The 22,386-nt window shown below is 54.0% G+C and carries 21 protein-coding genes; 11 read left to right on the forward strand and 10 right to left on the reverse strand.

Annotated features, from left to right (window positions below):
• Positions 1-112: 112 nt before the first annotated feature.
• The 4 genes from CLV87_RS13610 to CLV87_RS13625 are packed head-to-tail and all read left to right on the forward strand — an operon-like array spanning position 113 to position 3,902.
• Positions 113-1,027, forward strand: a complete 915-nt coding sequence (locus tag CLV87_RS13610; RefSeq protein WP_099246158.1) for a carbohydrate ABC transporter permease — start codon at positions 113-115, stop codon at positions 1,025-1,027.
• Positions 1,028-1,039: 12 nt separating this feature from the next.
• On the forward strand, positions 1,040-1,879 hold the full coding sequence (locus tag CLV87_RS13615) for a carbohydrate ABC transporter permease (protein WP_099246160.1): 840 nt from the start codon (positions 1,040-1,042) through the stop codon (positions 1,877-1,879).
• A complete protein-coding gene (locus tag CLV87_RS13620; RefSeq protein ID WP_099246162.1) occupies positions 1,876-2,910 on the forward strand; it encodes a Gfo/Idh/MocA family protein in 1,035 nt (344 codons plus the stop codon). Before CLV87_RS13615 ends, CLV87_RS13620 begins: the two co-directional genes overlap by 4 nt.
• A complete protein-coding gene (locus CLV87_RS13625) occupies positions 2,907-3,902 on the forward strand; it encodes an ABC transporter ATP-binding protein (RefSeq protein ID WP_099246164.1) in 996 nt (331 codons plus the stop codon). Before CLV87_RS13620 ends, CLV87_RS13625 begins: the two co-directional genes overlap by 4 nt.
• 100 nt (positions 3,903-4,002) lie before the next feature.
• On the opposite strand, the gene CLV87_RS13630 is transcribed toward CLV87_RS13625, so the two are convergent.
• The 4 genes from CLV87_RS13630 to CLV87_RS13645 form a co-directional block, all read right to left on the reverse strand.
• Positions 4,003-4,887, reverse strand: a complete 885-nt coding sequence (locus CLV87_RS13630) for a DMT family transporter (protein ID WP_099246166.1) — start codon at positions 4,885-4,887, stop codon at positions 4,003-4,005.
• A 392-nt stretch (positions 4,888-5,279) separates the two neighbouring features.
• On the reverse strand, positions 5,280-6,722 hold the full coding sequence (locus tag CLV87_RS13635) for an FAD-binding oxidoreductase (protein WP_133840784.1): 1,443 nt from the start codon (positions 6,720-6,722) through the stop codon (positions 5,280-5,282).
• Positions 6,719-8,056: a radical SAM/SPASM domain-containing protein gene (locus CLV87_RS13640; protein WP_099246170.1), complete on the reverse strand. Its 1,338-nt coding sequence runs from the start codon at positions 8,054-8,056 to the stop codon at positions 6,719-6,721. The genes CLV87_RS13635 and CLV87_RS13640 overlap by 4 nt, the downstream gene beginning before the upstream one ends.
• Positions 8,057-8,089: 33 nt before the next feature.
• Positions 8,090-8,287 (reverse strand): hypothetical protein, encoded by a 198-nt coding sequence (locus tag CLV87_RS13645; protein ID WP_099246172.1) that lies wholly within the window; start codon positions 8,285-8,287, stop codon positions 8,090-8,092.
• A gap of 413 nt (positions 8,288-8,700) precedes the next feature.
• Here CLV87_RS13645 and metZ point away from each other — a divergent pair, with 413 nt between their 5' ends.
• Together metZ and CLV87_RS13655 are read left to right on the forward strand one after the other, a co-directional pair.
• The gene (gene metZ, locus CLV87_RS13650) at positions 8,701-9,864 is read left to right on the forward strand and encodes an O-succinylhomoserine sulfhydrylase (protein WP_099247767.1); all 1,164 of its coding nucleotides are present in this window, start codon (positions 8,701-8,703) and stop codon (positions 9,862-9,864) included.
• Positions 9,865-9,955: 91 nt separating this feature from the next.
• Positions 9,956-10,489 (forward strand): gamma-glutamylcyclotransferase, encoded by a 534-nt coding sequence (locus CLV87_RS13655; RefSeq protein WP_099246174.1) that lies wholly within the window; start codon positions 9,956-9,958, stop codon positions 10,487-10,489.
• A gap of 62 nt (positions 10,490-10,551) precedes the next feature.
• Here the strand turns inward: CLV87_RS13655 and asnB are convergent, their stop codons facing one another.
• The 6 genes from asnB to CLV87_RS13685 form a co-directional block, all read right to left on the reverse strand.
• Positions 10,552-12,174: an asparagine synthase B gene (asnB, locus tag CLV87_RS13660; protein WP_099246176.1), complete on the reverse strand. Its 1,623-nt coding sequence runs from the start codon at positions 12,172-12,174 to the stop codon at positions 10,552-10,554.
• Between the two features lie 30 nt (positions 12,175-12,204).
• Complete coding sequence (locus CLV87_RS13665; RefSeq protein ID WP_099246178.1) at positions 12,205-13,473, reverse strand: MFS transporter; 1,269 nt, start codon at positions 13,471-13,473, stop codon at positions 12,205-12,207.
• Positions 13,474-13,478: 5 nt separating this feature from the next.
• Positions 13,479-14,171 carry a class I SAM-dependent methyltransferase gene (locus CLV87_RS13670; RefSeq protein WP_099246180.1) on the reverse strand — a complete coding sequence of 231 codons (693 nt, stop codon included), beginning with the start codon at positions 14,169-14,171 and terminating at the stop codon, positions 13,479-13,481.
• Between the two features lie 21 nt (positions 14,172-14,192).
• Positions 14,193-15,197: a diiron oxygenase gene (locus CLV87_RS13675; RefSeq protein ID WP_099246182.1), complete on the reverse strand. Its 1,005-nt coding sequence runs from the start codon at positions 15,195-15,197 to the stop codon at positions 14,193-14,195.
• Between the two features lie 125 nt (positions 15,198-15,322).
• Positions 15,323-16,249, reverse strand: coding sequence for a DMT family transporter (locus CLV87_RS13680; RefSeq protein WP_099246184.1), 927 nt, complete (start codon positions 16,247-16,249; stop codon positions 15,323-15,325).
• Positions 16,250-16,446: 197 nt separating this feature from the next.
• Positions 16,447-17,115, reverse strand: coding sequence for a DUF938 domain-containing protein (locus CLV87_RS13685; RefSeq protein ID WP_099246186.1), 669 nt, complete (start codon positions 17,113-17,115; stop codon positions 16,447-16,449).
• Between the two features lie 416 nt (positions 17,116-17,531).
• Between CLV87_RS13685 and CLV87_RS13690 the strand changes: the two genes are divergently transcribed.
• The 5 genes from CLV87_RS13690 (at position 17,532) to CLV87_RS13710 (ending at position 22,359) form a co-directional block, all read left to right on the forward strand.
• Positions 17,532-18,404 carry a sterol desaturase family protein gene (locus CLV87_RS13690; protein ID WP_208293343.1) on the forward strand — a complete coding sequence of 291 codons (873 nt, stop codon included), beginning with the start codon at positions 17,532-17,534 and terminating at the stop codon, positions 18,402-18,404.
• A gap of 70 nt (positions 18,405-18,474) precedes the next feature.
• The gene (locus CLV87_RS13695; RefSeq protein WP_099246190.1) at positions 18,475-18,708 is read left to right on the forward strand and encodes a phosphopantetheine-binding protein; all 234 of its coding nucleotides are present in this window, start codon (positions 18,475-18,477) and stop codon (positions 18,706-18,708) included.
• Positions 18,709-18,810: 102 nt separating this feature from the next.
• Complete coding sequence (locus CLV87_RS13700) at positions 18,811-19,800, forward strand: alpha/beta hydrolase (protein ID WP_099246192.1); 990 nt, start codon at positions 18,811-18,813, stop codon at positions 19,798-19,800.
• Positions 19,801-19,818: 18 nt separating this feature from the next.
• On the forward strand, positions 19,819-21,444 hold the full coding sequence (locus CLV87_RS13705) for an AMP-binding protein (RefSeq protein WP_099246194.1): 1,626 nt from the start codon (positions 19,819-19,821) through the stop codon (positions 21,442-21,444).
• 108 nt (positions 21,445-21,552) lie between these two features.
• Complete coding sequence (locus CLV87_RS13710) at positions 21,553-22,359, forward strand: thioesterase II family protein (protein ID WP_099246196.1); 807 nt, start codon at positions 21,553-21,555, stop codon at positions 22,357-22,359.
• Positions 22,360-22,386: the final 27 nt, after the last annotated feature.

Consider the following 22,386-nt stretch of genomic DNA (forward strand, 5'->3'; position numbering starts at 1 on the left):
CTCCCCAACTGTTGCACATGCCCCGGACGTCTGATGGGCGTCCGGGACCTCTCCGGCAGGTTGCCATGCGTGGCACCGCCGGATTTCCCCCGATTTCCTTCGGAGTTCCCCCATGCAAAAGCCCCGAATCCGCTGGCATATTGCCGTGTTTCTGGCCCCTGCGGTGCTTGTCTATACGGCGGTGATGATCTTTCCGCTGTTCAACACCCTGCGCCTGTCCCTGTTCAGCAAAATTGACCAAGAGCGCGTATATGTCGGGCTGCAAAACTTTCAGACCCTGTTCGGAGACCCGATCTGGTCCGAACAATTCTGGAACGCATTGGGCAACAATTTCTGGTTTTTCCTGATCCATATGCTGGTTCAGAACCCGATTGGCATCGCGCTGGCGGCCATCCTCAGCCATCCCCGCTTGCGCTTTGCGGCGCTGTATCGCTCGGCGATTGTCATCCCGACGATCCTGAGCTTTGTGATTGTCGGCTTTGCCTGGAAACTGATCCTGTCGCCGATCTGGGGCATCGCGCCCTCGATGCTGGATGCGGTCGGGTTGAAATCACTGTTCGCCCCTTGGCTTGGCAAAGAAGAATACGCTCTGACCACCCTGGCGCTGATCTCGGTCTGGCAGTTTGTCGGCATCCCGATGATGCTGATCTATGCCGCCTTGTTGTCGATCCCCGAAGAGGTTCTGGAAGCGGGCGAGATTGATGGCATCACCGGCATGTCGGCCTTCTGGAAGATCAAGCTACCGCTGATCCTGCCCTCGATCGGCATCATCTCAATCCTGACTTTTGTCGGCAATTTCAACGCGTTCGACCTGATCTATGCCTCCCAAGGCGCGCTGGCCGGGCCGGATTATTCCACCGATATCCTTGGCACCTTCATGTATCGCACATTCTTTGGGTTCCAGCTGCAATTGGGTGACCCGCATATGGGCTCGGCCATTGCCGGAGCGATGTTTGCGATCATCCTGATCGGTGTCTGTCTCTATCTCTTTGGCATCCAGACCCGGATGCGCCGCTACCAGCTGTAAGGAGGACCGAGCATGAACAAAGCCCGCGTTAACCCGCTGAACACGGCCGCCATGCATGGTGCGCTGATCCTCTACACGCTGATCGCGCTGTTCCCGGTTTTTGTGATCCTGATCAACAGTTTTAAAACCCGCAAAGCGATTTTCCGCGAACCTTTGGCCCTGCCCGATGGCGATAGTTTTTCGATGATCGGCTATCAGACGGTGATGAAACAGGGGGATTTCTTTCTCTACTTTCAGAATTCGCTGATTGTGACCGTCGCCTCGCTGTTCTTTGTGCTGCTCTTTGGGGCCATGGCGGCCTTTGCGCTCAGCGAATACCGCTTCAAAGGCAACACGTTGATGGGCCTCTATCTGGCGCTCGGCATCATGATTCCGATCCGCATCGGTACGGTTGCGATCCTTGAAATGATGGTGGCCACCGGGCTGGTGAATTCACTTTGGGCACTGATCCTGGTCTATACGGCGCAAGGGCTGCCGCTGGCGGTGTTCATCCTTTCTGAATTCATGCGGCAAGTGTCCGACGACCTGAAAAACGCCGGGCGGATTGATGGGCTGTCGGAATACGCGATTTTCTTCAAGTTGGTCTTGCCGCTGGTGCGCCCGGCTATGGCGACGGTTGCGGTGTTCAACATGATCCCGATCTGGAACGACCTTTGGTTCCCGCTGATCCTCGCCCCGGCTGAAGAAACCAAGACGCTGACTCTGGGCAGCCAGGTCTTTATCGGCCAGTTCGTCACCGATTGGAACGCGGTGCTGTCGGCACTGTCCATGGCGATCCTGCCGGTGCTGGTGCTTTATGTGATCTTCTCACGTCAGTTGATCCGCGGCATCACCTCAGGAGCGGTCAAATGACCCGCGTTCTGATTGCAGGCCTGGGCAATATGGGCAAAAGCCACGCCCTGGCCCATCACGCACATCCCGATGCGGAAATTGTGGGATTGGTGAACCGGAGCGGTCAGGTCGATATTCCCGAACTGGCCCCCTACCCCAGCTTCACCGATTTTCACGCGGCGATGCAGGCGACCCAACCCGACCTTGTGGTTATCGCCACCTATTCCGACAGCCACGCCGATTACGCCGTGGCGGCGATGGAGGCCGGGGCGCATATCTTTGTCGAAAAGCCTTTGGCAACAACGGTTTCTGATGCGCGCCGGGTCGTCGACACCGCCACCCGTCTGGGTAGAAAACTGGTCGTTGGCTATATCCTGCGCCACCATCCCAGCTGGGTACGCCTGATCCAAGAGGCGCGCGCGCTTGGCGGCCCTTACGTGTTTCGAATGAACCTCAACCAGCAAAGCACAGGGGCTGAATGGGAAACCCACAAGGCGCTGATGCAGACCACAGCGCCGATCGTTGATTGCGGTGTGCATTACGTGGACGTCTGGTGCCAGATCACCGATGCCAAACCTGTCAGCGTCAACGCCATGGGCCTGCGCCTTTCGGATGAGATCGCCGAGGACATGTATAATTACGGCCAGTTTCAGGTCGTGTTCGAGGATGGCTCGGTCGGCTGGTACGAGGCCGGTTGGGGCCCGATGATGTCTGAAACCGCGTTTTTCGTAAAAGACGTGGTATCGCCAGCCGGCTCAGTTTCGATCACCGAAGCGGACAAGGCCGGGTCGTCAGACGTGGACGGGCACACCAAGGTCGGCGGCTTGCTGGTACATCGCCCTGACTGTGACACCCTGATCGACCTGCCGGATGAGCCCGGCCATCAAGAGCTTTGTGACGCGGAACAGGCTTTTGTTCTGCGCGCCATCACCGAGGATATCGACCTCACCCGCCATATGCAGGACGCGGTTCAATCGCTGGCCATTTGCCTGGCCGCTGATGAAAGCGTCCGTACCGGACAACCCGTTAACCTGATGGAGGAAACGCCATGACGGCGCTGACCCTGACCGATGTGAACAAATCCTTTGGCAAAGTTCACGTTCTCAAAGACATCAATATCGAGATCGAAGAAGGCGAATTTGTCGTCTTTGTCGGCCCGTCGGGTTGCGGGAAATCCACCCTGTTGCGGGTGATTGCCGGGCTCGAGGATGCAAGCTCGGGCGAAATCCGCATTGGCGAGGATGTGGTCAATCTGACCCCGCCCTCCAAACGCGGCATCGCGATGGTGTTTCAAAGCTATGCGCTTTATCCGCATCTGAATGTGCGCAAAAATATGTCGCTGGCCCTGAAACAGGAAAAGCAACCCAAAGAGGTGATCGAACAGCGCGTGGCCGAGGCCAGCCGGATGTTGAGCCTTGAGGATTACCTGGATCGCTTCCCCTCGGAACTGTCGGGCGGTCAGCGTCAGCGGGTCGCTATTGGCCGCGCCATCGTGCGCCACCCCAAGATCTTTTTGTTCGACGAACCCTTGTCCAACCTCGACGCCGCCCTGCGTATGAGCACCCGGATTGAAATCGCCAGCCTGCATGCGCAGCTCGGCACCTCGATGATCTATGTGACCCATGACCAGACCGAGGCGATGACGCTGGCCGATAAAATCGTCGTGCTGCGTGACGGGATCGTCGAACAGGTCGGCAGCCCGATGGAGCTTTACAATAACCCGGCGAACAAGTTTGTGGCTGGTTTTCTGGGCTCGCCCGCCATGAATTTTTTCCCCGCCAGCCTTGTGCGTGATGGCGACACACGCACCATGGGCATCCGCCCCGAGGATCTGTTTCAATCTGACCAGGGGGCTTTTGCCGCTTCTGTCACCCATGTGGAAAAACTGGGGGGCGACACCAATGTGATTGCGACGATTGGCGATCATAACATCACCGCCCGTCTCTTTGGTCAGCATGATGTCGCCGAAGGTCAGATCCTGCAGCTCGGCTTTGATCCGGCGAAAGCGTTTTACTTTACCGAAGACGGCGCGCGGGATCGGTAAGGATTGCAAAACCGCAAACTCCGTTTTCTCGCCAATATCAAAAAAACCGGCCAGATGTCTTGGCCGGTTTTGCGGTTTTGTTCCTACATCGCGCAGATCTTTACGCCCGCCCTTGGGCAAGCTTGCGGTGACGCAACACCGATTTCATGGTTTCCAACATCGCGACGGACACGATGATTGATCCGCCAATGATCACGTTCAGACCTGGTGTCTCCCTCAGCACAACCAGCGCAATCAGAGCGCCCAAAATCGGTTGCAAGCAGCCGATAAAGCTGACGGTTTTTGCCGAAAGATGTTTCAACGCAGTGGCCAGCAAGGAATGCGGAACCGCGGTAAAGACGACGCCCAGCAGTAAGAGATACATCATGGTCGACATATCCTGTTGCAATGCGCTGACATTCAGGAATGGCAGCAACAGCAAAGACCCGGCCAAAGATTGACAGCCCACTGCAGCGACGGGTTGAATATGGCGACAAAGCTTGCGTTGCAGCACGTTGCGCAGGGCGAAGGTGATCGCCGAAAAGAGGCCCCAGCCAATGCCCAAAAGCAAACCGCTATCATCCTGCCCAGGTGAGGAAATGATGAAGACACCAACCATCATCAGCCCCGCCAGAAACAGGTCAGGCAATTCAATGCGCTTACGCTCGGTCGCTGCCTCAAAGAACACGGTGAACACCGGATAGGTGTAGAGCATGGTCATACCAACCGCGATGCTCGAAACGCGCATGGCCTCAAAGAACGAGGCCCAATGCACCGACAATAACAGCCCCAACCCGATCAAAGTGACAAAATCGCGCCGTTGCAGGCCCGCCAGCCGCAGTTTCAGAAATGGCGCAAAGAGGGCAATGGTGATGGCCGCGATGACCCCACGAACAACCGTGATGTCGATAGATCCAAGCGGCAACCCCTTTGCAAACAACCCGTTTGTGGCCAGCAACAGGACCGTCAGATAAATCGCGATCAAACCCCTATGCGTCTCACTCACGCCGTTTCCTTTTCAGTTTTGCTGGACGCGCTCGGTGCCGCGGGTAAGCCGGGCGCAATTCACCGCCCCCCCTTTGCCGCACTGGCACCACCCACGCGGTTCTGCTGGGCTGTATCACAGAAAAGACGGGAAAACAGAGTGTTGTGCCCAGAAACTTTGACAAGGTCTTTTGAAAGTCGAAAGAGCAGTTTGCGGAATGGTCGCTGCGAGCAGGCCTTGGCGATTTACACGACGGGCAGTTTAGACGACCACACGGGATCAAGACTAAGTCATACCCAGGAAGTCACGGTGTTGAGAAGCTTGTTGTCGATCTTCTATTGTCGCCCCCCAAAAAACCGAGAACCGACACCGCAATAGCGGATCGGCCCTTGGTAGATTGATTTTACGACGGCTTACTTCTGCTTTGGTAGAGGGACTGATTGCGGGCGGGAAAACAGGCCCTTGGGGTCCATTTTCTGTTTAACTACCGACAGTCTTTGCAAGTTTTCCGAGTAATAGGCGTTTGCCCAATCTTCCAAAGTCGGGTCAAGAAGGTTGCCATAAGACCCACCTGTCCCATCTGGTTTCACCGACTGATAAAAACTCTTTTGCCAATCGAGGCTTTGCTCCACCACGCTTGGGCTATCACTGTCCAACCACGTTAGACCGGTCACCAACAGCCAGCGCGTATCGCGATGCGCAAAGGCGGTGGCATCCGCGTCCACATCATTGACGGCTCCACCCATTTGGAAAAAGCGGAAATCAACCTCGCCACCGGTTTCTGGCCATGCTTCCAGATAGGCCTGACCACGCTCCAGGAACGCCAGGCTAGGTGTGTCAGCCATATAAGAGGAGCTCTCATGAAAATAGAGCGGGTCAAGCACCTCATCCAGGTAATCCTGTGCCTCAGTGTAAGACAGCGACTGGATTTCGCAGAGATCAGCATCTGGCAGATCTGAGAAGAAGGCGCGGACCGTCTCAGCATCGCCGTGGAACTGACCGAGGCAGGTCGCCACGACCGGTTGATCGGCAGAATAGCGGGCCAAGGCAACACGACTGCCATAGGCGTTGGGTGCGTCATTCAGCAGTGTCATGACCTGATGCAGCGCCTTGGCAGGTGCCTCGCGCCATTCGAAACGAAAGACCGTCACCTCTGCCAATGCAAAGGTTTGGATGTTCAATTTCGTCGTGACACCAAACTGCCCCGCACCACCGCCGCGACAGGCCCAGAACAGTTCCGGATCGCTGTCCTCTGTCACCACGCGCACGTCACCCTCGGCTGTGACCAGCTCCAGGCTGACAACCTTGTCGCACCCCATGCCATTGGCACGCATGTTGAAACCGCTACCGCCGCCCATCACCATGCTGGCGACACCCACAGTTGAGCATCGCCCATGGGTGACAGCACGACCGTGCGGCTCCAAGGTCCTGAGGACATCCCGGATAATCGCGCCGCCAGACACGCTGATCACGCCAGTTTCTGGATCGTAGGAGCATTCATTCATCAAGGACATATCAATGAGCAAGCCATTCGTTCTTGAATAACCTGCATAGGAATGCCCACCGGTTTTCACCGCAAAAGGAAAGTCGAAATCAGCGCACCATGTGAGGCATTGTGCAACATCATCGGCTGAAACGCATTGCGCAATCGCCGATGGGCGCTGACCGGTATAGCGCAGGTTCAGCGTTTGCGTGGCGGCAGCGTAACCTGCATCCTGTGGGAAAATCAGCGGATTGGTTAACGTCATGGACAAGAAATTCAGGCCGGATTCGGCAAGAACATTCAGATCCAAAGCTGGCGAAGGTTTCCGCTTGGTGCCACTACCTTCGATTACGGGTGTTGCTACATCGCTCAAGCCGGCACCCTCCGGAGCTGTGCGGCTTTTTTGACAAGCGTTTCTTCGAGATTGAACTTGAACTTAATACACTCAGGCACATTGTTTAGGATCGTCATACCGGAGAACGCGCAGCCCCCCATGCAGATCGGCAACATCTTGCATGTGGCACAGCCTTTTTCTTCGTCAAACGGCGACCAATCATGCCAGCGTTGCGCACAAGGAGACATTTTTTCTTCGGCCAGTTCCGGCGGCGGCAGATCACGCAATTGGCCCAGGCTTAGTGAATGGTCTCCGATCTCGGCCCAACACTTATAGGTTTCACCATCATGATCGATGACATAGGCATGGGTGCGGTTCGCTGAACAATATGTGTTCTTCGGCTCTGGAAAATGAACGTCAGCACCGGCCTTGAAATTCTTGCGCGCCAGGTATTTCTGAACCCGTGCGTCATGCTCGCCCATCTCAGCCTTGGACAAAAACACCTTGGAAACACGTTTGACCTGCTCGGAATAAGGTTTCACCTGACCAAGATAGAACGAGTTTTGGTGCAGCCCTTCATCGGCGAGGATGTCGATCAACTCCTCAACGCGATCAATATTGGTCTTGTCGACATTGGACCTGATAATGACGGTGCTCCCCGCCTTGTTCAAAAGCTTGATGCCTTCGATGATTGGCCAGAACGTTCCGTTGGACCGGGTGACCAAATTGCGGCGCTTGTCGTGTAGGTCTGGCGGCCCATCCAGAGTGATCTGAAGGTTGTCGACGTGACACTTGCGCAGGATTGCGACCCGTTCCTTGTCCAGATCATACCCGTTGGTTGTCATCTGCGCCGAATAGGTGAAGCCCATCTTTTTGGACAATTCCTCAATCCGTTCCGACATCGCCTCGATGATATCGAGACACAGCAGTGGCTCCCCCCCGAACCAGGAAAGCTTTAGCTCTTCCAAACCTTCATGTTGCGCGATGAAGTCGATAATTTCATCCTGCACCTGCTGAGACATGCGTTCTTTCATGCGTCCCTGGTAGCAATAGAAACAGCCAAAGTTGCAGTCCAGCGTCGGAGAAATGGTGATATCCAGCTGGTGGCGGCTATGTTTCGCGCGATCATGGCGCGTTTTCAGCAAAGCGAACTCGTCCACCTCGTCATCAACCACAAAACCGTTGCGATACAGATCCTTGAGCAAGTTTTCGTCCTTTTCCTGCACTTGAGAAGGATCAAAGGAATGCCGACCGGCCAAAAAATCCGCTTGTTCCGCGCTGACTTCGATCAGCGCACCGCTGAAGCTGTTGAAAGCCAGGGCACGGCCAGACACTTCTGCCGGCCGGCAGTTATTATAGAGAGACGTTTTCATGAGAAATTCCTGTATGAGGCTACAGATTGATTTTTAGGTAAGGTAGCTGCTGAACAGCGCGCCACACAGCGCGCTCTTGACTTGCTTGTCGCTCAAGAACTCCTCCCTCGCCTCGATCAGGACGTCGTGTTCGACAGTGCTGGCAGGAAAGGCACGTTCAGAACAGGTGTGCCGGTCCTTTTGAGTATGTAACGCTGTGCTAAATGTCTCTTCTGGCGCGCGTACGTTCATTTGTTACTCCACAAGAATCTAAAGGTTAAAATTCCCCTCATGCGAGTAATGTCATGGCGAATACAGCAATTCAAGAAAATTATATTCGTTTAGGTTGTATCCCTTCATCGCTTATCTTTTAGGCACTTTTAGACATAATCGTCACAACATTTTAGCCACACCAACCAATTATCTTACAGGTAAAAAATCTACTCTCGATTAATGACGTCCTTCTGGCCCAATCTCCTTCGGAAAATCCGCCAGACTGATGTAAATATTAAATTAGGAGAATATATCCCCCACCAGTGCCAACACGTCAGAATAATTCTCCGGTCAGCCTCGCCCTTGCCTAAACCCGACCCATGTGCCAATGGTTCCGTGCACAACGCAGGATTGCTTTTGGCAAGGCGCACAGGATCATCATCGGGAAATTCATGAAAGATTACAGCAAACAAACAGCAGCCGTTCAATCTGGTGTGAAACGCAGCCAATTTGGCGAACTCAGCGAAGCCCTGTACCTCACGCAGTGCTTTGCCTATGACACGGCCGAGGATGCTGAACGCCGCTTCAAAGAACCGCGTGAGGACGAGTTTGTCTACTCACGTTACGGCTCGCCAACGGTTGCGATGTTCGAAGAGCGCATCGCCGCCATCGAGGGCGCTGAATCAGCCTTTTCCACGGCAAGCGGGATGGCGGCGGTCAGTGGCGCGCTCATGTCCCTCCTCAAAGCTGGGGATCATATTGTGAGCGCGCGGGCATTGTTCGGGTCATGCCACTTTGTGGTCGATACGATCCTGGCCGATTTCGGTGTCGAAGTCACCTTTGTCAACGGCTCGGATATCGAGGAATGGAAATCGGCGGTTCGCGAGAATACCAAGGTTTTGTTCTTCGAAAGCATCGCGAACCCGACCCTTGAGATTGTTGACATCGAAGCCGTGGTAGGCGTCGCAAAATCCGTTGGGGCGCATGTTGTGGTGGACAATGCCTTTGCGACCCCCGTCTACTCCAAGGCCATCGAACAAGGCGTCGACATTGTTTGTTACTCAGCAACGAAACATATCGACGGACAAGGGCGCGCGATGGGCGGCGTTATCTTAGGGTCCCATGATCTTATCGAAGGCCCGGTCAAAACATTCATGCGCCATACCGGCGGGTGCATGTCGGCCTTTAACGCCTGGGTCATGTTGAAGTCATTGGAAACGTTGGAGTTACGCGTCAGCAGGCAGACGGAAAATGCCCTGAAGCTTGCGCGTGAAATCGAAAAACGCGGGTATGACGTGATTTATCCAGGACTGGAGTCGCATCCTCAGTATGACCTGTGTATGAGCCAGCACGGTGCCGGGGGCACGATCTTTTCGCTTAGGCTTGAGGACAAGGAAACGGCCTTTGCTTTTCTGAACAAGCTGGAGATTTTCTCGATCTCCAACAATCTCGGGGATGCGAAATCCATCGCGACCCATCCGGCGACCACCACGCATCAACGCATGACCGAAGAACAGCGACTGGCAGCCGGCATTACGCCGGGCCTGCTGCGTATGAGTGTCGGCATCGAGGCAGCTGATGACCTGCTGGCGGATGTGCTGAACGCATTGGGTTAAGGCAGCGGCGCGATAGTCGCCCGGAGTGCGGAAACGGAGTTCGGGCGACCAAATTTCTCGAGGCTAAACCCCAGAGACAAAAGGGGATCCTATGTGGGTATTTGGTTATGGGTCTTTGATCTGGAACCCCGGCTTTAACTACCAAGAGCGCTCGGTGGCGACCTTGGACGACCACCATCGCAGCTTTTGTATTCTCAGCACATCAGCACGCGGAACACCCCAGCAAACTGGCCTTGGCCTGGCATTGACAAAACTGCCGGGGGCACAGTGTCAAGGCGTTGCATTTCACGTCTCCCCCCAGGATCAAGCGCCGACCTTGGCCTATCTGCGAGAACGGGAAGCAGGCGTTTACTTGGAGACAATAATCGACGTGTCGCTGACGGATGGACGAATTGTTCCAGCTGTAACTTTTGTCGCGGACACAGGGCACACGGATTTTGTCGGCGGCCTGTCGCAAGAGGAACAGGCCGCGCGCATTTCAAAGGCCTCCGGGCAATTGGGCTCTAACAGCGACTACCTTTTTTCCACTGTTGAAAGCCTGAGCGCCTTTGGAATCAAAGATGTTCCCATGTCGAAATTAGCACAACACGTGCGCGCATTAGTGCGAAAGCAAAATTTACCTTAGCGGGACAATTTCACACCAAAACACCCTATAGGTGATTGAACCAATATCGTCTAAACCGCCACCTAAAGCGCGAAATTATGTACAGTGCTGACTGACCGTCCTGACGGATCCAGTGACGTCACCAAACCCGGCCATTTTGCTGCGGTATCGGTTGCATTTCCGGCGGCCTTACCCGCTGGGGCACAACTCGCCGAGCTTGGATGATCAAACAGGGTCTCAAAAATCTCGCGATAGTAGAAGGCTTCCTTCGTTCGCGGCGTGTTCAACGGAAAGCGATCGGCAGCCGTTTCAAAGGCAGCATCTGAAACAGCATGGTTTGTGTAAGCTTTCAAGCCGTCGATCCAACCATATCCCACACCATCCGAAGACTGTTCCTTCTGCCGCCAAAGCACCGCTTCTGGCAGATATCCTTCGAAACTTTCGCGCAGCAGATGCTTTTCAATGCGGCCATTGCCCGGCATTTTGAATTCGGGGTCTAGATCCATGGCATAGGTGACAAAATCGCGATCCAGAAACGGGACGCGCGGCTCTACCCCCCAGGACAACATGGTCTTGTTGACGCGCAGGCAGTCGTAAAGATGCATTGATGTCAGTTTGCGCACCAGCTCTTGATGCAGTTCGGACCCATTGGGCGCATGGTGAAAATACAGATACCCTCCAAGCAGTTCGTCAGCTCCGTCACCGGTCAAAACAACCTTGGTACCGTTTGCCCGAATACGCCGCGCCAACAAATACATCGGTACTGACGCCCTGACCGAAGTTACATCATAGGATTCAAGATGGCGGATCGTTTCAGTGACGGCGTCAATGCCCTCCTCCAGGTCGAACACATATTCGTAATGGTCAAAGGACAGGAAATCGGCAACCTGCCTAGCGGCCTCCAGATCGGGTGATCCTCGCATGCCCGTTGAATAGGACTTGAGTGTATTTACCCCACGCGACCGGAGCAGGCGCGCAGCGATGCTGGCGATCAGTGACGAATCCAACCCTCCGGAGAGCAAGAAGCCCAGATCAACATCAGACATCAGATGCGCCTCAACGGATTCAGTCAACCGTGCAGGCAGTTCGGCCGGATCGGATTTGAACAGGTTTCCCATGGGCTTTTGCGGCTCGACGTACGGTCTTGGGGCACTGTCCTTTTCCGTCATGACATGCCCCGGAGGAAAAACAGCGAAGGTTTCACAAATACCCACCAGCGCCTTCAACTCGGAAGCGACAAACACCGTGCCATCCGCCGCGGTCCCCCAATAAAGCGACAAAATACCCATGCGGTCGCGAGCCACGTAAAACTTTTTGCCCCCGTCATAGACCAGAGCAAAGGCGAACATCCCTCTCAGCTCAGCGATCGCGTCGGCACCTTTGTCAAGAACGATGGGAATAATTGCCTCGCAATCAGATCCGGTTTTGAACCGGTAGTTGGGGTAGCGACCGCGAATGCTGGCCTGGTTATAAATTTCCGCATTAGCTGCGACAGCAACACCATCCGTTTCGCCCACCAACGGCTGACCGCCGCCAAAAACGTCAACAATGGAAATGCGATTATGGACCAAGACGGTTTCCCCGATCTGGACGATCCCCATGGAATCCAACCCGCGATGTTTGAGCAATGCTGATTGTGCAACGGCCAAATCTCGGGAGCGTCGCGCATCCCTAGGAGATTTCAACACCCCAAAAATTGAACACATTCTGTTTTCCTCTGATTAAAAGGTTTGGCGTTACCGAACTTCGCGCAAGTCAAGACGGAGCTTGGACCCGAAGGTGATGAGTAAGAGCCAGGTCACAAGGGTCGAGGCAAACAAGCCAAAAGCGGCGCCAAAGGCGATTGTGCGAAGCACCTCGATATCCAGCAAGGTTTCACTTGTTTCCAGCGGCGGGGCCAAAAGCGGACCCAGCAAAATAGCAAAAGGCACCAGACACCAGCTGGCAAATCGCTCCAGCCCGGATAAAACCCCTTGCTGGTCACGTGGCGCATCCCCGAGCCAGACGACCTGGGCGGCAACCAGGGATGTCGGCATGATTAGAAAGCCCGCCATCAAAGCTGCCGTGAATACCACAATAGATGATGTCAGGGCTTCAATTCCGATAAGAATACTGCCAACACCTTCAATGATCAAAAATGCCTTCAACGCCGAAAATCGTGTCCATTCAGGACGTTGACGCGACAAAAGCAAGCTTCCCGCGATGGCCGAGGCATTGGCCAAAGAAAAGGCCAGGCCAAGTTGGCTTTCCGTGGCAAATGATAGAACAATCGGCGTTAATGTGATGACCGCCAGTTCAACACAGGCTGTAGAAATCGCCAAATAAGGGGCAAAGATTTTCAGTACGGGGTCGGTGATTGCCAGTTTTAGCATGTCGCGCATTCGGACAGGTTGTTGCCCTGCGCTTCCCGGCACGGAAATCGATCTCTCTAACGCTGATATCTGCCCATAGAAGTGCATGGAAATCAGGAGTTCTATGACCGAGAACGCACAAATGAAAATCAGGACGGCCTGAAGGCTGAGCGGGGAATAAACCAACAACAACAGCGGCGCAGCAATCCGCGCAACTTGTTCCGCCACCTGGATCTTGCCCAACCCGCTTCCGGTTGTTCCGGAATCGCCGCGCTTGGCCTGCAAACCGGGTGTGCTGATTGACACCACGCCGAGGCAAGACGCAGCAGCGCAGGCGAAAAACGACGTGATCATTGCGATCACTACCATGGGCACCGTATCTAGGAGAACGAGAGCAATAGCGGCCCATAGCGCCGACACCGCCGAAAGAATGCCCGACAGAATTGTCCGCCCGAAACGGTCCGACAGATTGCCAAAGATCGGCCCCATTAACGACATCATGGCTGTGCAAATCAGAGCGTTGCCTGAATAGACCCACAAGGATTGCGTTTCCCGCAGCAGGACAACACCCATTGCAAAAGAGCACATCACATAAAGGGACACACCGATCAATTGCGAGCCAGCCGCGAAGGAAATGATTGAGAAGCGGTACATAATGTTCAAGCGATCCTGCGAGCGGCGACAATCCCAACGAAATCCGAAATCGTTTCGGTCTCCACATGAAAACCAAGCTCGGCGACCATTGATGCGAACCCTGGCAATGAGCAGGTATATTCCTTGTGATGCCCTGTTCTGGCCAGGGCTTCTTCCAGAGGAACCTCAGGGAAAAATGTCTGAACCATCTTCTTTTGCAACTCTTGAGCGGTCAGTTCATCACCTGTGCAGTTCAGCTGATCTGCGATGACCAGCCGACCATCCGGTTTCAGCGCTTGTGTCACCTGTTCTAACACCGACATCTTGTCGGCGTCGGTAATATGGTGAAGCGACAGGGTTGAAACGACGACATCCACCGAGTTTTCGGCAATATCCATTTCGGTATAGCTGGCATTCAGCGAGGAAAACTGGTGATACCCTGCGTCTTTCATTCCAGTTTCAGCACGAGCCAGCATTTCTCCTGAAAGCTCGACTCCGATAATCTCCTTTGCATGGCCAAAATGCTGGAAATTATCTCGGTACAAGCGTGCCGTACCGACACCCAGATCAAGTATGGTCTTGCCTTTGGCGGACCCGATTAAATCAAGCGTGCGGGCTGTCACCATTTGGCGGACGTCCAGGCCATTATACTGGTCGTCAAAGGCCGGGGCCCGCGTATCCCAATAGGCTTGTGAGGCAATGATGTCAGTCTGTGTCATGATGTGCTTCTGCCTCTGTTGTCAGATTTTCAGGCTGTTCAATTTGTCGTCGAGGCAATCGCCGACGACAGCGGTTCCGAGCTCGCGAACCGTGCGGAATAGACCGGCCCCAACTTTCCAAGCGTATTCTGACGTGGATCCAGTTGGATAGGTCTCTTCCAAAATGCTCTCGGCCTGCCGGTCCGAAAACCCAAGTGCCGCCAGCTCAGCCTTTTGCTCATGCTTGGCAGGCATACAGTAAGCGGCGACAAGCTCGGGCAATTTAACCGTGACAAAAAGCTGATCCTCGTGGCTCATTTGATCCCAAATTCGAATAAGCATTGAGCGGTAAAAAACATGGTGGCGCGCCTCATCACGGGCATGATCCCCGATCATCTGACCAAGCGCCGGGTCCATATCTTGTAGGTTTTGCGCTTCGTGCAAGGTGCTGGTGATGAGCATTTCAGAGGCAATGACAAAGAACAGCTGCACCAGAGCTTTTCGTCGGGGATCGGCCTCGTCTTCTGTCATTGCCTGCAACCGCATGACAAATTCTGGCGTTGTTTCATTCAAACGTATCGGCGTGCACGTTTCAGACTGCATAGCCTGCATTGCCTCAAACGAGAAATAGGCATGATAACCTTCATCGACATACAAGCGGTGCGCGTCCAACCGCGCGGCGTCAGACAAGTCAAAGTCATAGCGGCCAAGGGCTATATTCAACGTGACGGTGTTGACCACCAAAAGCTCAAGCTTGTGGGTAAAATTCAGGAAGCGAAACAAAGCCGCAGCCCGCAAGGCGCGCTTTGTGTCTGCGGATGCCTCGCGCAGCATCTCGGATTTCAGGACTGGAACAAACGCCTCGGGAAACAGGTAGTTTTCGATGCTGGAAACACGGGAGTCTTCGCTGCGGACCGAGGCCTTTTTATCCCAGCTTCGAAAGGCGCTTGGCAGTTGCCCCCGCGATTTTTCACACCTACCTAAAGCGGCCTTCGGACAGGCGAGTTTAAGGTCGCACCCATTAAAAAAACCAATCAATCCACACATGGAAACCGCGGCCCAAGTTAAAGAAATATTAACATTTGCCGAATAACAACCATTTATTGATTCGTCTATATTATTTACACCTTTTAGGTGTTTTCATGCGCGCCGAAAACCGGCCGAGACCTGGGTCAGGATGGTTTAGCGTCACGCTTTCTGCGAAACAGCGAGAATGGCTTTCGAAGGATCTCAACCGCGACCAATGTTCCGATGACGATAGCGACCAGAGCCAAAGCTTCCAGGTTCGTTGGCCACTCCCCCAAGATCGGGATTGCGGAGACGAGTGTGAAGACGGGCATCAAAGCGAGAAACACGACTGCTCGCGCGGCACCCAGCGCGGCGATGGCGCTTGAAAAAAGGAAAATCGCCATAATCGACGTGACCACGCCCTGAAAAACCGCCTGCATGGCCAGTTCCGAAACAGGTGCCTGCGACAAAGTACTAGGCAGAAACAGGACGTAAACCGGGATATATAGAACCGCAGAAAACACCGCGACTATGGACGCGGCGTGCCACGCGTTCACGCGGTATTGTTGGCTGGAGACAGTGTAGATCGCATAAACGAACCCGCCGAGAACATACAGGAGATCACCGTATAGCTGCGCCGGATCGGAGCCAGAAAAGCTCTGCAAAAAAATCGTACCACAGCCAAGAAAGATCAAAGACAAGCCAATCAGCCGCGTCACGGTTGGTTTCGTTCCAAGAAGAAGAGCCGCGCCGATGGTAGAAAAAATGATATTGAAACTTGGCACAACCAAGCCACCATGGCTTGCCGGTGTGTGCTGTAGACCGATCACCGTAATAATCACATAGGGGGCCCCTGCCCCGGTCATCAAAAGCAACGCCCCGGTCAGTGGGATACCCTTTAACTTGAACTTCAGAAAAACGGGCAAAAGAAGCAATCCGCTAACTGCAAAGCGGATAAAGACGATATCCCAGGGGAGCAGTGTGGATTGAACACTGTAGCGGGAAATGGTCGGCCAAATCCCCCAAAGCAGCGCTGCGCCAACCCCGGCCAAAAGGCCAAGCATCAGTGTTTTGTCCAAGCCACGATTCATCAAAGGGAGCCCCGCGCCAATGTTCGAATTTCAGGAAATGAGCGTGTCAAACGTATCTTCACTCTGTAAGCTTCAAGTTGCGGCAATTCGCTCGCCCTACCCGAAATACAACGAAAGGTAAGATAACGATTCACAGAACAACCTTATAGTGTGTCAAAAATACCTGTCAATATGCCACAAACCAGATGAATTCTGGATCAATCCAATGGGGTGACATCCCGTTTTTGATAGACAACCAGGTTGTTGTTCGCCGGCATGTCGATGAGCGCAACGCGCGCCAAACCGACCGCGTTTGCGGCATGATCCAGATCCGCAATATCGCGCAATCCCCATTCCGGGTTCTTCTCGCGCAGGTACGAATCGAATTGCCTGTTACTCTCCGTGCTGAACGTGCCATTCAACATGAACGGGCCATAGAAAATCAAAGCTCCCCCACCATGGAGCACGTTGGAAGCCCCGCTCATAACAGTACGGGTCACAGATTTGGGGGCCACGTGCAAAAGGTTGATGGCCAGAATCACATCAGCATCCCTTGAATGCCAAACATCCTCCGCAACATTGAGAGATATTGGCGCTGCCAAATTGGGCAATTGCTCAGCGGCCGCGTGAGATTCGATGCTGGCAAGCCTCGACGGATCCATGTCCGTTGGTTGCCATTTCAGGTGTGCAAACCTTTGCGCAAAAAAGCATACGTGTTCGCCAGTTCCGCTTGCCAACTCAAGGACATTGCCCTGTTTGGGAAGAAACTCGTCAATGGCACCGGCGATAACTTCACGATTGCGCAAGGCCGCCGGTGCCGAGATCTTTTGCGAGCCCGAATCTGGCGGATTTTTCGGTTCGTCTTCGGCGTAATCAATTGTACTCATTCAATCCTCTAACCCTGGCCTCTAACCCTGGCCACCCCTCATTTCGCAACATGCAATACATGCTGATACGGGGCTGACAGTGAAAGATCATACGCGCTTGTCGGCGCGCAAACAATCCAAGAAAACCGATATTGAAACTCGCGTTAAGATAGTTATTGTCGCAACCTTAGGAATCTGTTTAGACTTTACGCGTTGAGTATTTCCGAGGTGACGCTTTTGCTTGATAACCCGTTTTCCTTCTGCGGAGCGCACCGTCGCGAACAGTGCCAAACCACCCCCGAAACATCACATTCCCGCCTTTTTCACATCTGCTGGCCAGCGCCACGCGACGCAAGGGGCTGTTTCCTATGACGACCGAGACGCACGGACATCCGATTTTCAGCTGGCCGCCCAAGCCGCGTGAGATTGCAACCGTTTTGTTCGGCTTTCCCGGATTGCTGTGGCCCTGGCCGGCCCTCTACCTGGCGGTCGCCGTTCTGCAATGGTGGGCGATTGGTGCCTCTGTCTTTGAAGGGGATGTCTCACCTATTGCCTTTGTCGAGTTGTTTGCAGTGAACCTCCTTGCTCTCGTTACATTTGTTTTGGCATTCCATTATTTTCTTTATGTGCGGCGAACCCAGGGATTGAAATATAAGTATTCTCGCCAATGGCCGGAAAAACATAACCGCCGTTTTATCTATGCAAATGAACTGCTTGAGGGCGTATTTCTCTCCTGTGGCAGCGCGGTTGGGGTCTGGACAGTTTACACGTTTGCCTTGCTCTGGATGTATCACAACCAGATGCTCCCCGGTGCCGGAACAGATACGAATCTGTTCTGGTCCGCCGTTACCTTTCTGCTTTTTCCCTTTTGGGCAAATGTGCACTTCTATTTTACCCACCGTTGGTTGCACGGCAGGGTTTTGGGCAAATTCCACCGCGTGCATCACAAGGCCAAGGACATCTCGCCTTGGTCGGGGCTCTCCATGCATCCGGTTGAGCATTTGATCTACTTTTCTGCTGTTCCGATTTTTGTCCTGATCGTCCCGACGCACCCGGTTTTGATGATCTATTTCATGGTTGCTTCTGCGCTTGGCCCGACGACCCTCCACCATGGGTTCGCAGCGATCAAACTGGGCAAAGGGCGCACAATGATGACGGATCACTATCACCATTATTTGCATCATCAGTTTGGACAAGCCAACTTTGGCGCGACTAACTTGGTTCCGCTAGACTTATGGTTGAAAACTGATTACCAGACGATGCAACAACGTAAGTCCAAAGCCCCTGTTGAGGGTTTGGAAACCACGTGACCCGTTTGCAGCCAAACCTTTGAAGGCTGCCAAGGATGATCTTTTACCTAACAGGAATGAGGCTTTGACCATGACCCAATCTCTCACGGCTGACGAACAGAAAATGGCGGCCATCTGGTCCAATGTGCTTGGCTGCGAAGTATCCGACCCTGAGGCAAACTTTATGGATCTCGGCGGCTCTTCCTTACTCGCGGCTCAAGTCGCCAAGACGGCCACAACTCAATTCGGCACTAAAATCAGTGTTGTCGATGTCATCGTCGCGCAGAGTTTGCGCGAATTTGTTGGCGAACTCGAAACGGCCTGACAATCAAAGGCCTGGTTCCCTGGCCTAGTTGCGTCGCCAAAACGCGACCACGCCTCGGTCATTGAACACTCGCAACTTTTTGATCCGCTCCAAGTAGGTACCATGTTTGACCCGGAATTGACGCTCGCCGCCGAAGCCCAGCCACGCTTTGACTATTCACAACCAACGACCGCAAGGTCGCGTGTGGCTCGGATGGGGGCAACTCTGGTTACCAAACGCTATTGGAAAGAGCTGGAATCCGCCGTGACCTACCGGGATCTGACCATTCCACAAGATGCGGATGGGCCACCTATACCCATCCGTATTTACACGCCAAACACCGCCATTTTGTCCGGCGGTGCGGTTGTCTTTTTCCATGGCGGTGGGTTCATGGTTGGCGACTTGAATGTCGAGCATTACCGCTGTCTGAAATGGGCGCAAGAAACCCGCACTATTATAGTCTCTTGCGACTACCGACTGAGCCCAGAAAACCGTTTTCCGGCGGCGTTGGAGGATTGCACCGGCTGTTTTGGTTGGGTTGCCGACAATGCCTCCGATCTTGGTATTGATCCATCTCGCATTGTGGTCGCTGGCGTCAGCGCAGGCGGGAACCTTGCGGCGGCTGTTTCGCTTTTCAATCGCGATCACGGGCTGCGCCCTGCCTGCCTGCAAATGCTGGTTTACCCGGCACTAGATGACCGAATGACCAGTCGGTCTATGAACACACATACCGATCAACCCGGATGGACGCGCGCCGATACAAAGCACATGTGGGCGCATTACTTGGGGCCGCTCCGAGACAATGTTTCGCCATACGCAGCTCCGTCACGTGCAAGTGACCTTTCTGGACTGCCACCAGCCTATGTGCTGACAGCCGAGTTCGATCCGCTGCGAGATGAGGCGACCGATTATGCCCTGCGCCTGACCTCTGCAGACGTCGCGGTCGATTTTCGCAATTTTGCCGGAACGTTTCACGGGTTTGATGTCGTCAAGGAATCCCGGCTGGCACAATACGCAATGAATGACCAAATTTTCGCGATCAACCGCGTCATGGAGGCCACCGCGAAACCCAAGCCGACACTGGTTTCGGCGACAGCCAATGCTTCCCTTTAACGGAGACGGTTCGTGCTTATGCAAACAGACACAGACTTCACCCTGCCGCGACCGGAACTGTTGAATCGGCTAAATACGCATCCGGGGGCCGAGATATGCGTTATCACTCAGGAAGGATCCTTTTCCTATAAGGGTGTGCAGATCCTCCACGATACGACAGAGGTTCTGGAATACCTGCAAAGCCAAGGCGTACATCCGGGTTGCCGCGTGGGAATACGCGCTGCCAATTCCTACGAGTGGCTCCTTTTGGACTTTGCACTGATCTCGCTTGGCTGCACTTCTGTCTGTATTCCCGCAGGGAACCCGGAACTGGACCCGCTTGATGCGGATGCTCTCAGCCAGCGTTTTGATCTTGATCTTCTGTTCCAGGATCAGGAATTTGACGCCGGAAACACCGCTGCGGTCCAAACCCTCTCATCCTTGTTGACCCTCGCACGCGAGGGGACGCCGCTAACCCTGTCAAAATCCACTGAACGTGACAGCACCGCCTCGGACATTTTCACCGTAGTTTTTTCTTCCGGCACCACCGGGCGGCTCAAGCGATTGCCCATATCCTGGGACAGTCTGCAGATCGGCATTGAGGCAATATCAGATGCCTTCAACGTCACCGCCAGCGACCGCATTTTCGACATTCTTCCGTTGTCGATTTTTCAGCAGCGTTACCTAGCTTACATCGCGTTATACCGGGGCGGCACAGTTATTCTTTCGAGCCAAGACCTGTTCTTTGAGGCATTGAAAGAGGGAAACCCTACGATCATCCTGGGTCCGCCAGCCTTCTACGAATTGGCAGAGCAGCGTTTCGAAAGATGGCCGGAACGAACCCGGCGAAACTTGATCAGAGTGTCGAAATCGCTTGGCTGGTTGCCCGACACTCTTGGCATGGCTCTTCGAAAGCGCCTCTTTAAGGAATTACACGAGATCTATGGCAGCTCCGTGCGGGTCATGCTGGTTGGCTCTGCCCCGATCAACCTATCCACATTGGATTTTTTCAAACACGCAGGTTTTCCGCTCTTCCAGATTTATGGAATGACCGAATGTGGTTGGATCGCCTGGAACCGCCCAGGCGCAAACAAAATTGGTTCGGTGGGCAAACCCGCCTTCCCAGATGCCATTTCCATTGGCCCGGACGGAGATGTTCTGGTCAGCAACCCCAAACACCTTTGCCACAGTTACGAAGCGGCCGAGGGCGATGAGAACACAAATGTTTTTGTCGATCCCAAAACGATTTCAACCGGGGATATCGGAGCCTTTGATTCAGATGGCTTTTTGATCCTGAATGGTCGCAAGAAAAACATCATCATTACGGCAGGTGGCCAGAAAATTTCGCCTGAGAACATTGAGGAAAAGGTCAAGGCAATTGGCCGGATCGAACATGTCGTGGTTTTTCAAGACGAATCCTTGCGCGCATTATCAGCGGCAATCTGGTGCTCGGATACGGATAGCGCGGCACAGGGGCGGATTGCGCGCGCATTAAAGGCTTTGAATCGCAAGGATTTATCCACAAACCCAATCATGGGCGTGGCCTTTTCGCAGACACCGCTTTCAGCCGAAACCGGCCTTTTGACACGCAACCTGAAAGTGGACCGTACCGCCGTGCAGAACCATCACGCCAGCAGCGTCAAACGCCTCGGCGAGTTGGCATAGACTGTTGTGAACAGGGTTACTCGGAAATTGGTTGGGGCACTTTTGGACTTGCGCAATCATCCCCCCAAAACAACGGCATGACTGTCGCGGAATGAAAGGCTCAAAACGATGAGCAAAGCGCTGCAAAGCCGCAAAAACCGTTCAATTTTGAACGTGAAAACGCCCCAAGACGCGACATCACAAGTCTCGCTGTTCTGCCTCCCATTCGCTGGCGGATCGGCCCAATATTACAAGAGTTGGGGGCAGGAAGATTTGGGGCCGCTTTCAGCCTACGCGATTGAGTTTCCCGGCCGCGGCTTTCGTCTGCGGGATCCCCTGGTCGCGGACTTCCACGACTTGATCCACGCCTTGACCGATACACTCTCAAACACCGTGATGCCCCCATTTGCCCTGTTTGGGCATAGTTTGGGGGCATTGCTCGCCTTCGAAGTCACGCGGGCCCTGGAAAAATCGGACGGGCCGCAGCCTGATCATCTCTTCCTATCGGCATGCCGCGCCCCGCACGTGCCCAGACGCATCAGAACTTGGCACGACCTGCCTGAGGATGACCTGATTGCAGAAGTCGTAAAGCTCAATGGAACCTCACCAGAATCGTTAGCGGACCCCGATATCCGAGCGATGATGATACCCGTGTTCCGCACGGATTTTCGATTGGGCGAGGAATACAACTATGTGCCCCAAGCCCCCATCAACATACCGATCTCAGTTTTCGGCGGAACATCTGACCCATTGGTCCACCCCGAAGAACTGAAAGCTTGGTCAGAACATACGAGTGACTTTAGAGGATGCCATCTCTTTCCTGGGGGACATTTCTATTTGAACACGCATGCCAGCGACGTCATTTCAACAATCCGCGCGGGACTGGAGCCTGTTCTAACACCGGACAGCCCGCCAAAGATATCAAATGCCCTTTGACGCGCATTCTTAGCCCTATTTACACCT

The sequence above is a fragment of the Pelagimonas phthalicica genome (assembly GCF_004364805.1).
In the GTDB taxonomy this organism is placed as follows: Bacteria; Pseudomonadota; Alphaproteobacteria; order Rhodobacterales; family Rhodobacteraceae; genus Pelagimonas; species Pelagimonas phthalicica.

Coding starts and splice junctions, on each gene's coding strand:
- CLV87_RS13645 (WP_099246172.1), bottom strand. CDS start 8,287: ATGAACGTACGCGCGCCAGAAGAGACATTTAGCACAGCGTTACATACT.
- metZ (WP_099247767.1), top strand. CDS start 8,701: ATGAAAGATTACAGCAAACAAACAGCAGCCGTTCAATCTGGTGTGAAA.
- CLV87_RS13680 (WP_099246184.1), bottom strand. CDS start 16,249: ATGAATCGTGGCTTGGACAAAACACTGATGCTTGGCCTTTTGGCCGGG.
- CLV87_RS13665 (WP_099246178.1), bottom strand. CDS start 13,473: ATGTACCGCTTCTCAATCATTTCCTTCGCGGCTGGCTCGCAATTGATC.
- CLV87_RS13640 (WP_099246170.1), bottom strand. CDS start 8,056: ATGAAAACGTCTCTCTATAATAACTGCCGGCCGGCAGAAGTGTCTGGC.
- CLV87_RS13710 (WP_099246196.1), top strand. CDS start 21,553: ATGAGCAAAGCGCTGCAAAGCCGCAAAAACCGTTCAATTTTGAACGTG.
- CLV87_RS13670 (WP_099246180.1), bottom strand. CDS start 14,171: ATGACACAGACTGACATCATTGCCTCACAAGCCTATTGGGATACGCGG.
- CLV87_RS13685 (WP_099246186.1), bottom strand. CDS start 17,115: ATGAGTACAATTGATTACGCCGAAGACGAACCGAAAAATCCGCCAGAT.
- CLV87_RS13625 (WP_099246164.1), top strand. CDS start 2,907: ATGACGGCGCTGACCCTGACCGATGTGAACAAATCCTTTGGCAAAGTT.
- asnB (WP_099246176.1), bottom strand. CDS start 12,174: ATGTGTTCAATTTTTGGGGTGTTGAAATCTCCTAGGGATGCGCGACGC.
- CLV87_RS13655 (WP_099246174.1), top strand. CDS start 9,956: ATGTGGGTATTTGGTTATGGGTCTTTGATCTGGAACCCCGGCTTTAAC.
- CLV87_RS13675 (WP_099246182.1), bottom strand. CDS start 15,197: ATGTGTGGATTGATTGGTTTTTTTAATGGGTGCGACCTTAAACTCGCC.
- CLV87_RS13610 (WP_099246158.1), top strand. CDS start 113: ATGCAAAAGCCCCGAATCCGCTGGCATATTGCCGTGTTTCTGGCCCCT.
- CLV87_RS13615 (WP_099246160.1), top strand. CDS start 1,040: ATGAACAAAGCCCGCGTTAACCCGCTGAACACGGCCGCCATGCATGGT.
- CLV87_RS13695 (WP_099246190.1), top strand. CDS start 18,475: ATGACCCAATCTCTCACGGCTGACGAACAGAAAATGGCGGCCATCTGG.
- CLV87_RS13700 (WP_099246192.1), top strand. CDS start 18,811: ATGTTTGACCCGGAATTGACGCTCGCCGCCGAAGCCCAGCCACGCTTT.
- CLV87_RS13620 (WP_099246162.1), top strand. CDS start 1,876: ATGACCCGCGTTCTGATTGCAGGCCTGGGCAATATGGGCAAAAGCCAC.
- CLV87_RS13705 (WP_099246194.1), top strand. CDS start 19,819: ATGCAAACAGACACAGACTTCACCCTGCCGCGACCGGAACTGTTGAAT.